Genomic DNA, 10,728 nt, shown 5'->3' on the forward strand with positions numbered 1-10,728 from the left:
GGTTTATACTCATCTTATCACAAGTTAATGATAAACTTTTCATAATTGTATTTCTGCTAATTTCAATATTTTTTTTAAAATTACAATATCAAAAAGCCTAAATTTTGGTTTTTAAGCCTTAAAAAGGTCAAAAATTTATTAGCTGGTACTTTTTTTCAATGATTAGATTTATATTATATTAATATAGCTTGAATATATATTAATATATTAGTGTTGACTATACACGATTTTACTTTGAAGTTTTTAGTAGAAAGATTATGAGACAAAAATAAACCAATAAATTTTATAGGAGGTTAAGAAATTAATAAGAATAAATACTTAGGTGAAGGTGCGTGAAAAATCTTAGAAAGAGAGCATAAAAATGTATTTAGCATTAAGGTAATAATTTAATTTTTCTAAGAAATTATTTTCATTATTCTAAATGGAACTGAAAAGATTCTTTAGTAATATTTTCAGATAAATAAACTTCTTTAATAGTAGAAGCTAAAAAGTTTGTTAAATAATCGATTGAAGTATTATTATCAGCAGGAAGTTCAAGAAAAAAATTAACATTACTTTCTGTAGGCTGATGCCAGCCAATTTCTTTTAATTTATTTAATTGGTCGGTCGAAAGTTTACTTGCTTGAGATAAATATTGATTAGAAACAGCTTCACAAAATACATCTTCTGCACCTTTGGAGCTAGCAGCTTGAATATAATAATCTTTAGTAATGTCTATTACAAAGTAATTGCTGTCGCCACCTTCTTTAAGTATTTTATTAATGGCTGTTTTGATAAGTGATTGATTCATGCTTATGGTTTTTTTGCAAAGTTAAAGCGAATACAATAAAAAACGTCAAAGATTTTTCTTAGATAAAAAACCTTTGACGTTTTTATGGATAACAAAATTATATGCTAATTTTTAGGTTTGTTTTTAGCATCTATAATTGCACCTGTACCTGCACCCAAACCTGCACCAATAACTCCACCAATTAATGCTCCCTTTAAAGGCTTGTTATTTCTAGAAATAACAGCACCTGACACAGCACCCACACCCGCACCAATCAATGCTCCTTTAACAGCACCACTCATTTTTTTCTTTTTGACAACTGTTGAAGAACTAGTAGTACTTACATTCTCGGTAGTAGTTTTTTGACCTCCTGCCGAAACTTTGCTTGATACGCTTTTTGTGCTTTTTAATTCCTGCACATACTTAATAGAATCACTACTTGCTTGTTTAGCGGCCTGAATTTTCATAGAGTCAATAGCCATTTGCTTTGCTAGTTTAAGTGCCTCAACGTTTTGTATCGAATCGATAGCCATTTGTTTTGCTTGCTCTATTTCTGTTTTAGAGGTTGAATTACATGAAACCATCATAAATAAAGCAGATAGAATAATTAGTACGTTTTTCATAAATATAAATTGTTTGATTTTAATATATTAAAACCGTTAAAAAAGCGTTCCAGTAGTTTTATTAGATAAGTGTGGAAAAAAATACACACTATGTTGGAGATTTTAAAAAGCAATAATAGCCTCTTTGATAAAGTAACTTTCATAAATAAGCCAAGACGAAATGAAAATTTGTTTGACATCAAGGAAGGTGAAATTGAAGAAATAGTAGAAAGAATAGGGTGGAGGTTGAAAACTTGTTATTGAAGCGGTTTAAACTTGCGGTTTCTGAGGTGAATGTATTGTATTGTTGAATTGATTTTTTCAAAATTTACGAAGCATATCATAGCTACGTTGAGTAAATTTTGGAACAAGTTATTCTAAAAGACTTCGTTTAACCCGAAATGGAAAGTTTAAACAGCTTCATTATAAAAGTATTGTTATTTCACTGTAAACTTAATGCACTAGATAAATTTTTTATTTATTCCATTTTTGATTAAAAGAATAATTATCATAAATTTAAAAATAAACATTTTAATTTATGAATAAGCGTATACATTCAATTGACTTTATGAGAGGTTTGGTTATGGTAATTATGGCTTTAGATCACGTTAGAGATTTAATGCACGTAGATGCTATCACACAAAACCCAACAGATTTGGTTACAACTACTCCATTTCTGTTTTTCACTCGTTTTATTACTCATTTTTGTGCACCTACCTTTGTTTTTTTATCTGGTACTTCAGTGTATATATCTCTCAAGAACAAAGAAAATATAGGACAAGTCCAATGGTTTTTATTAAGTCGAGGGTTATGGTTAATATTATTAGAATACACTATCGTAAACTTTGGAATTTGGTTTGATATCAATTTTGGAATTATATTATCACAGGTAATTGCAGCCATCGGTTTTGGGTTTGTGTTGTTAGCAATTTTATTGAGGTTACCTGCCAAGGTACTTGGTATATTGGGTTTATTGATTATACTTACGCATGATTTAATAACACCACTGCCTTCTGGCATTCAAAACCCTGATTTAAAGTTTGTTGCGACTTATCTTTTTGCTTTAAATGCATTCCCATTGATGCCAGATTTTACCTTTGTTGTTTCATATCCTATTATTCCTTGGTTTGGAATTATGCTAGTAGGATATGCTGCAGGGCTTATTTTTGATTATCCTCTCCAAAAAAGAAAGAGGACTTTGTTGGCAATAGGTGCTTCAATGCTGGTAATTTTTGCCGTAGTAAGGTACACTAATTTATATGGAGATTTGAGCAAATGGGCGGTACAGAAAAATGCTACCTATACTTTTCTATCTTTTATCAATGTAAGCAAATATCCTCCTTCATTTTTATATACATTCCTTACGTTGGGAGTGATGATTGTGGTGCTTTCTTATGTTGGGGGACTAAAGGGCAAGTTTGTGAAAATAATTTCAGTTTACGGTAAAGTCCCTTTATTTTACTACCTAATACACTGGTATCTTATTCATGTATTAATGATAGGCATGTTGTTTATACAAGGTTTTACATGGGAAGAAATGAATTTTGCAAACTTTACTTTTGGTAGACCAACAGGTAAGTCAGGAATTGAATTATCAGGAATTTATGTAGTATGGATAAGCATTGTAGTGGTGATGTATCCTCTTTGTGAATGGTACGGCCGTTATAAGGAAGACAATTCAGAAAAGAAATGGCTTCGCTATTTATAAAAACGATAAGGGCTAAAATTACCATTGATTTTAGCCCTTATCGTTTCACCTTTAATTTGTCGAATTATCCTTATTTTTTATCCTTTTGGCATCTTTCAGGCTTTTATTCAACATCCATTCAATTTGCCCATTCACACTTCTGAATTCATCTGCTGCCCATTTTTCAATGGCTTTCATCATTTCAGCATCTATTCGCAAGGCAAAAGATTTTTTTTCAGCCATAACTTATTGATTTAAAGTGCCTGTATTGATTACAGGCTTGGTTTCGCTGTCGCCACATAAAACAACCATTAAATTACTTACCATTGTTGCTTTCTTGTCTTCATCAAAAGTAATAATATTTTTAGCACTTAATAAACTTAACGCACTTTCTACCATACTAACGGCACCTTCTACAATTTTATGACGCGCCGCCACGACAGCAGAGGCTTGTTGACGTCTTAACATGGAATGTGCAATTTCAGGCGCATAAGCTAGATAGGCGATTCTAGCCTCTATTACTTTGATACCTGCAATTTCTAATCTTTCCGTTACTTCGTTTTCAAGGGCATTATTGATGTCATCAAAGTTGGTACTCAACGTTATTGTTGCCATTTCATCCTCAAAATGATCGTAAGGAAAAGAGCCTGCTAATTTTCTAACAGCCGAATCTGTTTGAATTTTAATAAAACTGGTATAATTATCAACTTCAAAAATAGCTTTAAAGGTGTCCTCTACTTTCCACACTAAAATAACACTTATTAAAATAGGATTCCCCATTTTATCATTCACTTTTACCTTATCGCTTTCAAAGTTTCTAGCTTTCATTGATAAACTTGTACGAGTATAGAAAGGGTTAATCCAGAATAAACCATTTTGTTTAATTGTCCCTTTATAATTACCAAACAACAAAAGTACCTTAGCAGTATTCGGACTAATGATAATAAACCCTTTTGCTATCAATAAAAGCAAAATACAAGCAACAACTGCATCAAATGGATGTTTGTAAACAATCCCGAAAATCAATAACCCAAAACTTAATAATAAAACAAAAAGAGCAACGTATCCATTAAATGGATTAATGTTTTTTTCAGTGTTCATAGAAGTGATTATTTTGATATTAAAATGATATTACAATAGTAGTATAATTTGTATTCACAAATGACTGTCATTGTATTAAATATCAATAAAATAGGATGAGTGGTTAATGAGATAGATTAATGTGGTGGCACAAAAAAATCCTTCAAATATCTTGAAGGATTTTAATGATTTTAGTGTTTATTTTTGGTCAAAATCTTCAACAACTACAGTTTGGGAAAGGTAATCATGCCAAGCTCGTTTGTTATTAATTAATATGGATAGTCCATCCAAAGGAATGAGCCTACAAATAGACCTTGTGGTAATGTGATTCCATGTTAAATTTCCTCCAGCTATCGTAACAGTTTTTGTTTTGGTTAAATATTTTGCTATTGTTTTTCCGTAAATTTTCTCTAGGAAAAAATAATTTCCAATAAAAATAGCTAGGCTTAAGAACATTATAAAAGTAGAGTCTTCTAATTCAAAGAAAAGAATTAGAAAAAATATCAATCCGTATGTCAATAAAAAATCAAAAATACGATTTAACCCTCTTGCTGGAATTTTAGCATAAATAAAGGAATTATTATCAGGAAGCAACACCGCTAATTCTTCTTTATCTATCTTTTTAGGTTGAGTTAATATTTCCTCCTCATTTGGTATATTGATTGCTAAGCCTCTTTTGTTAATCTCTGTTCTAAGAATTTCTCTTATTTCTGGTGTCAAATCATACACATCTCTGGCAATGATTTTTATTCTACCGTCATCAAATGAGCTGTAATTTTCAATGAGTTGTTCTCTTGTAAGCATTTTTGGATTAATATTAAAGGTGATATTATTTATTTAATAGATGAAAATTATTAAAAAGGCATTTTTGATGCTTCTTCAATAACATAATATGTAATGTAAATAGCTTTAACTATTAAACCTGTAATCACGATTCTTTTACCTTGGATTCTGTCTTTTTCATCATACACATAAATTCTATCGCCGTTGGGTAAAGTTTTTTTTGTTGAGATTATATTCCAACCTATGAAAATGCCAATAAAGCCACCAATTAGAGTAAAAACATAGCCTAATACTATCGTATTACTTTGTATAGATTCTGGTTTCATTTGATCATTGATTCTAACTGCCTTTAATGAATCCAGAAAACCATTATCAATTTGCTTACCTCTATCTATCAATATCTTTTTTGAAAGTTCATAGTCAAATGCAGACCATTCCTCAGATTTAATCAAAATTTCATAAAGTTCAGCATCTGTAAAATCAAATAGGTAATGTGAACTATCAACGTTTTCAATATTTTTTGAGGCTAAAATGTGCTGAATTTTGTCAACTTCCAAGAATTTATCTGGAGATACTTTGATAATAAATCTTGCAGTGTCCCACACAGTAGTAACAGGGTTCAAACTTTCTCTAAAAACTTCTGTTTGGTATTCAATCTGATTGTTATCCAATATTTGAAGTAATTCATTGAATTCAAGTTCATTATTGAACTCACGGAAGGTTAGGAATTGGTGCATTTACTGAAATAAGTGGGTTGTTATATGATAGTTACTAGGATAGTAATAGCAATATAGCAAAAATAAAAATTATTAATGCGTCAACATAATCTTTAAATATTTTGACGCATTAATAGTTGATAATTACTTAACCAAATATTTCGAACTTACCCAGCCTTCGATATCATTTAGCCCATGAACGGTGTCTAATACCTCTACAAAACTCCACGTTCCTTCACGTTTCAATACGGTTACTTTTGTATTGGCTGGTAGCATATCTGTAATGGTTTCAAACTGTGTTCCTGCTCCTTTACGAATATTTACTTGTGTGCTTGTCTTATACAAATCCAAAGTAGCATCTTTACGGCCCATTGCTTTAGCTTTAAAGCTTGTCATTGGAAAAGCGGGACCTGGGTCGGTTTTTCTAAAAGGAGCGATGTCTTCATGACCTATTACATCTTTTAATTGATAAGTTTTTACTAATAAACTGGCAACATCTATCGCTACTGACAATTGTTTTTCTGAATATTCTTGCCATCCATTTTCAGCTGTTTCATTTTTATGTTGGGCAACAATTACATCATCGTCAGGTACAGTAGTTTTATCTACTGGACAAACCCATTTTCCGCCTTGTTTAGCTAATTTCCCGCCGTTTACCAACTCTATACCTATTGAATAACTATTTAGCCCATTCAAGCCATTCCATTGACTTACACCAGCATGCCACGTAATGATATTAAAAGGGGCAAACTGTGTAATCGTACCGTCTCTATCAATCACCAAATGGGCAGAAGCTTTGGCAGTAGGATTCAGAAACCAAGCAACAGAGCCTGAAGCTTTAGTAGCGGCGGTATAATGCATTACTAAATATGATGGAGTGTATTTTCCTGCTTTATTTGGAGTAGGGCGATAGCTTACTTGCTTACCATCATCAGTGTAAAGTAAATGATTTAGGATTTTCATAATCGTGACAGTTTTGAGAAAAGGGTTTTTAAATAATATTTAATTGAGGAAGGGAGTCTAATGTGTTTGTCATTGATAATCAATGATTTGATTCTAAGTAAAACTATATATTTATCCTACTCGGGTCAAATAAAACATAGGTTTTTGCGTCTAATTTTTATTAAACGGTAGTTTAGTATAGGCTGTGGCAAATTTGGTAAGGCTGTATAGAGATATTGAGCAGAAATAATTAGGAAAATGGGAGGGGGAAGGAAAAAACGGTTTGATGAATTGGTATCTGATATACCAATTCACCAAACCGTTAAGTAGTAATTTCTAAGTAATTTATGTACAATAAATGATGTTAACGTATATCTCATATTTTAAGCCGCAGTGTCAAAAAGCTTAAAACTCATCACTCATAGCTTTTCCTTAATTCAATATAAAGCGTTCAATTACTTCAGCTACGCCATTATCATTGTTAGAAGCTACAATCACATCTGCTTTATGGCGAATTTCAGGCGTCACGTTATCAACCCATACACCTAGTCCAGCATATTCAATCATTGATAAATCGTTGTTGGCATTACCCACCGCTATGATTTCATCAGCATGAATATTCAGTCTTTCTGCCAATCTTGCTAAACTAGCGGCTTTATCTATACCTTTCTGCATGATTTCTAAGAAAAAAGGCTTAGAAGTCGTGATACTTTTATGATTAATCTGGGCTTTTAATTTTGCACCGACACTCGCCAAGTACTCAGGTTCTTCAAGCATCAGGCATTTTACCGAAGGGGCTGTGATAGCCTCCTTAAAATTGGCTACTTTACGCAGGGGCATTCCAGTAAGGCGAGCTTCTAAATCAATATATTCCGATTCAGATTCCGTAATAATTGCCCCATCGTGATATGCTAAAATGTGTACATTATTTTCCACACTAAAATCATACAACTCATGAATATGTTCGGTACTAATACTTTGCTCGAATAGTACTTCGTTGTTTGCCATATCAGTAATCACACCACCATTATAAGACAATATGTATGAGCCGTAGGTATCTAAAGATAAATCTTTGGCATAAGTTGTCATAGCCGGAGTAGGTCTGCCAGAAGCCAAAATCACATAAACACCCTTTTCTTGGGCTTTTAGAATCATCTCTTTATTCTTATCAGAAATCAGATGTTCATCAGAAAGTAGGGTGTCGTCCATGTCCAACACCAACATTTTATATTTCATTTGTAAGGATTTTTCTGCAAATTACAACTCAAGTACTTATGAGCTTACATTATCTAAAAAAGTTTATATAGTTTCCTGATATTTAGTAATATGTAAGAAACCCTGGCATTCAATTTTAGTGTTTAATAGTTATCAATAAGTTATATCAAGTAATGAGTTGAAGTGATTAATCACTAAATCACTCATTCGCTCACTCACTCAATTATTTTAAGCAAACATGAAAAACTCAATTCATCTATTTTTAATTGGTACAATACTATTTACATCATGTGGGAATAATGCTGAAGTGCAAGCCCTCAAACAAGAAAATGCTGCACTGTCTGAACAGTTAAAAGCAATGAAAGCAAACGGTTTTGCCAATGCTCCCAAGTATATACTAAAGATACGCTTGAAGCAGTCTCATTTTTCGTTAAGTATCAAAAAACACATTAAGGATGCTGTAAATGCTGTCGAGTTTGAATTACCCGTAGATAAAGAGTTTTTTGATTCTGTTTCTGAAGGAACAGAACTAATCGATAAATTTAGATTTGGGTCGTTTGTTTTGTATGGTAGCTTTGGTGATTGGGAAATGACTGTCAAGGAGAAAGAGGTGAGACAACCCAAGGCTTAATTATTATTATCTTAGTTAATAAACACAATGTAACAAAATGTATTATTGCACATTTTGTTACATTGTATATAAAAAACAACGAAATTTGCCTTCAAATTTAAAAATCCCTGATGCGCAAATATTCTATTATTATTCCTGTTTATAATCGTCCAGATGAAGTGGAGGAGTTACTTCAATGTTTGGTTAAGCAAACATATACTCATTTTGAAGTAGTGATTATTGAAGATGGTTCGGTTACTAAATGCGAGGAGGTTGTAAAAACATTTAAAGAAAAGCTGGATATTCATTATTATTACCAACAAAATACTGGGCAAGGCTTTGCCCGTAATACGGGTTTCAGTAAAGCAACAGGCGAGTATTTTATCATTCTAGATTCAGATGCATTGATTGAAAATGATTACTTATCTATCGTTGAGAATCAATTAAATACCGAATATTTAGACCTCTACGGGGGACCTGACCGAGACCACCCGAATTTTACACCTATCCAAAAAGCCATTAGTTATTCTATGACTTCGATTTTTACGACTGGAGGAATCCGTGGAAGTAAAAAGAATTTAGGGGGTACTTTTCACCCAAGAAGTTTTAACATGGGGCTTTCAAGAGAGGTATATGAAAAAACAAAAGGCTTTATCATTACCCGAATGGGCGAGGATATCGAATTTAGTATAAGGGCTATTTCACTAGGCTTTAAGTCTGGGCTAATTCCAGAGGCTTTTATTTACCATAAACGAAGGACTAGTTTTATTCAATTCTATCGTCAGTTAAGATTTTTCGGTAAAGCGCGTATCAACATTAGTCGATATTTTCCCAAAGAATTAAAATTAGTCCATACTTTTCCAATGGTTTTTACACTGGGATGCTTCTCGATACCATTGTGGTATTTTATTTTTACGCCCTTCTTTTATCTAGGAATCATTATTTTAGGCATTTATGTATTGCTTAATTTTCTTGATTCAACGTTTAAGAATAAAAGTATTGAAGTGGGTTTACTTAGCATTATTGCCGTATTTGTACAGTTAATAGGCTATGGAGTAGGTTTTATGAGCGAAGGATGGAAGAAACTCTTTGAAGATAAAGGCTTTAAACAAACAGGAGAACAAATAGAATATCCTTCATAAGAAGGATTTGTGTATGATGTAGTATACTTTACATAGACTACCAAATAGAAATTCCAAGTTGAAACCTCAACTTGGAATTTCTATTTATTGTTTGCACATTGCTGATAGCTCAAAACTCACAGCTAATTACACTAATAATATTGCTCGACAGCTAAATAATTTTTAACATAATCATTCACACCATCTTCTAAAGTTGTAAAGTTTTTATCATATCCTATTGATTGAAGTTTCGACATATTTGCTTCTGTAAAATATTGATATTTATCTCTAATATCTTCAGGAGTATCTATAAATGAAATATTTTCAGGAACATTCAAGGCTTTGAATGTATTTTTAACCAAATCTAAGAAAGTCCGTGCATTGCCAGAACCAAGGTTGTAAACGCCAGAATTACGACGATGATGCATCAAATAAATGCATACCTCTACTACGTCCTTTACATATACAAAATCGCGCATTTGCTCTCCATCTTTATAGTTTTCATTGTGCGATTTGAATAGCTTCATCATACCAGTATTTTTAATCTGGTTGAAGGTATGCCAAATGACAGAAGCCATTCTGCCTTTATGAAATTCATTTGGTCCATAGACATTGAAAAACTTTAAGCCAGCCCAAAAAAATGGTTGTTCTTCCTGTTTTAAAGCCCAAATATCAAAATCATTCTTAGATTCTCCGTAAGGATTCAAAGGCTTTAATTGAGGAATTAAAGACTCGTTGTCGTCATAACCTAATTCACCTAATCCATAAGTAGCTGCTGATGAGGCATATACTAAAGGAATTTGATAGTCATGACATTTCTTCCAGATTTTCTTTGAGTAGTTCAAATTCAATTTATTGAAAATATCAACATTGAATTCTGTAGTATCTGTTCTCGCACCGATGTGAAAACAAAACTCAACTTCCTGATAATTTGCGTCTAGCCATTCAAAAAAGTGTTCTCTGTCCACCCTTTCTTGAATTTTTTTACCATCAAGATTTTTATTTTTCTGTTCGTCAGAAAAATCATCAACGGCGATGATATAATTGAAATTATCTTGATTCAAACGCTGAATCAGGCAACTTCCAATAAATCCTGCGGCACCCGTAACAATAATCATAGAGTAGCAATTATAATAATTGTATTTATACGTGTTAGGTAAATTTAAAAAACTATCAAAATTAAAATTAAGTTTCCATTTAAAC

Annotated in this window: 12 protein-coding genes; 3 read left to right on the forward strand and 9 right to left on the reverse strand. The window is 32.2% G+C overall.

Annotation, left to right across the window (positions count from 1 at the left end; genetic code table 11):
* Nucleotides 1–412: 412 nt before the first annotated feature.
* Complete coding sequence (locus tag AC07XN_RS20845; protein WP_494744445.1) at nt 413–790, reverse strand: TY-Chap domain-containing protein; 378 nt, start codon at nt 788–790, stop codon at nt 413–415.
* 104 nt (nt 791–894) lie between these two features.
* Entirely contained in the window at nt 895–1,392 is a 498-nt protein-coding gene (locus AC07XN_RS20850; protein WP_494744446.1) for a glycine zipper family protein, read from the reverse strand.
* 517 nt (nt 1,393–1,909) lie between these two features.
* On the opposite strand from AC07XN_RS20850, the gene AC07XN_RS20855 reads away from it, so the two are divergent.
* Entirely contained in the window at nt 1,910–3,079 is a 1,170-nt protein-coding gene (locus AC07XN_RS20855; protein WP_494744447.1) for an acetyltransferase domain-containing protein, read from the forward strand.
* 51 nt (nt 3,080–3,130) lie between these two features.
* On the opposite strand, the gene AC07XN_RS20860 is transcribed toward AC07XN_RS20855, so the two are convergent.
* The 6 genes from AC07XN_RS20860 to AC07XN_RS20885 form a co-directional block, all read right to left on the reverse strand.
* A complete protein-coding gene (locus AC07XN_RS20860) occupies nt 3,131–3,301 on the reverse strand; it encodes a type II toxin-antitoxin system antitoxin (protein WP_323252891.1) in 171 nt (56 codons plus the stop codon).
* Nucleotides 3,302–3,304: 3 nt separating this feature from the next.
* Complete coding sequence (locus tag AC07XN_RS20865; RefSeq protein WP_309916263.1) at nt 3,305–4,159, reverse strand: SPFH domain-containing protein; 855 nt, start codon at nt 4,157–4,159, stop codon at nt 3,305–3,307.
* Between the two features lie 177 nt (nt 4,160–4,336).
* Complete coding sequence (locus AC07XN_RS20870) at nt 4,337–4,942, reverse strand: RDD family protein (protein ID WP_494744448.1); 606 nt, start codon at nt 4,940–4,942, stop codon at nt 4,337–4,339.
* Between the two features lie 50 nt (nt 4,943–4,992).
* Nucleotides 4,993–5,658, reverse strand: coding sequence for a hypothetical protein (locus tag AC07XN_RS20875; protein WP_494744449.1), 666 nt, complete (start codon nt 5,656–5,658; stop codon nt 4,993–4,995).
* Between the two features lie 123 nt (nt 5,659–5,781).
* Nucleotides 5,782–6,600, reverse strand: a complete 819-nt coding sequence (locus tag AC07XN_RS20880; RefSeq protein WP_494744450.1) for an N-acetylmuramoyl-L-alanine amidase — start codon at nt 6,598–6,600, stop codon at nt 5,782–5,784.
* Between the two features lie 411 nt (nt 6,601–7,011).
* On the reverse strand, nt 7,012–7,815 hold the full coding sequence (locus tag AC07XN_RS20885) for a Cof-type HAD-IIB family hydrolase (RefSeq protein ID WP_494744451.1): 804 nt from the start codon (nt 7,813–7,815) through the stop codon (nt 7,012–7,014).
* 217 nt (nt 7,816–8,032) lie between these two features.
* Between AC07XN_RS20885 and AC07XN_RS20890 the strand changes: the two genes are divergently transcribed.
* Nucleotides 8,033–8,425: a hypothetical protein gene (locus AC07XN_RS20890; protein WP_494744452.1), complete on the forward strand. Its 393-nt coding sequence runs from the start codon at nt 8,033–8,035 to the stop codon at nt 8,423–8,425.
* 110 nt (nt 8,426–8,535) lie between these two features.
* The gene (locus AC07XN_RS20895; RefSeq protein WP_494744453.1) at nt 8,536–9,546 is read left to right on the forward strand and encodes a glycosyltransferase family 2 protein; all 1,011 of its coding nucleotides are present in this window, start codon (nt 8,536–8,538) and stop codon (nt 9,544–9,546) included.
* A gap of 131 nt (nt 9,547–9,677) precedes the next feature.
* Here AC07XN_RS20895 and rfaD read toward each other — a convergent pair whose 3' ends face one another.
* Entirely contained in the window at nt 9,678–10,643 is a 966-nt protein-coding gene (gene rfaD, locus AC07XN_RS20900; protein WP_309916284.1) for an ADP-glyceromanno-heptose 6-epimerase, read from the reverse strand.
* Nucleotides 10,644–10,728 lie beyond the last annotated feature (85 nt).

Source organism: Arcicella sp. GW458-12-2-14-TSB2, from assembly GCF_059423785.1.

Bases quoted from the DNA above. Each gene is read 5' to 3' on its own strand.
- AC07XN_RS20860 (WP_323252891.1), bottom strand. From the start codon at position 3,301: ATGGCTGAAAAAAAATCTTTTGCCTTGCGAATAGATGCTGAAATGATG.
- AC07XN_RS20845 (WP_494744445.1), bottom strand. From the start codon at position 790: ATGAATCAATCACTTATCAAAACAGCCATTAATAAAATACTTAAAGAA.
- AC07XN_RS20865 (WP_309916263.1), bottom strand. From the start codon at position 4,159: ATGAACACTGAAAAAAACATTAATCCATTTAATGGATACGTTGCTCTT.
- AC07XN_RS20875 (WP_494744449.1), bottom strand. From the start codon at position 5,658: ATGCACCAATTCCTAACCTTCCGTGAGTTCAATAATGAACTTGAATTC.
- AC07XN_RS20850 (WP_494744446.1), bottom strand. From the start codon at position 1,392: ATGAAAAACGTACTAATTATTCTATCTGCTTTATTTATGATGGTTTCA.
- AC07XN_RS20890 (WP_494744452.1), top strand. From the start codon at position 8,033: ATGAAAAACTCAATTCATCTATTTTTAATTGGTACAATACTATTTACA.
- AC07XN_RS20885 (WP_494744451.1), bottom strand. From the start codon at position 7,815: ATGAAATATAAAATGTTGGTGTTGGACATGGACGACACCCTACTTTCT.
- AC07XN_RS20880 (WP_494744450.1), bottom strand. From the start codon at position 6,600: ATGAAAATCCTAAATCATTTACTTTACACTGATGATGGTAAGCAAGTA.
- AC07XN_RS20870 (WP_494744448.1), bottom strand. From the start codon at position 4,942: ATGCTTACAAGAGAACAACTCATTGAAAATTACAGCTCATTTGATGAC.
- rfaD (WP_309916284.1), bottom strand. From the start codon at position 10,643: ATGATTATTGTTACGGGTGCCGCAGGATTTATTGGAAGTTGCCTGATT.
- AC07XN_RS20895 (WP_494744453.1), top strand. From the start codon at position 8,536: ATGCGCAAATATTCTATTATTATTCCTGTTTATAATCGTCCAGATGAA.
- AC07XN_RS20855 (WP_494744447.1), top strand. From the start codon at position 1,910: ATGAATAAGCGTATACATTCAATTGACTTTATGAGAGGTTTGGTTATG.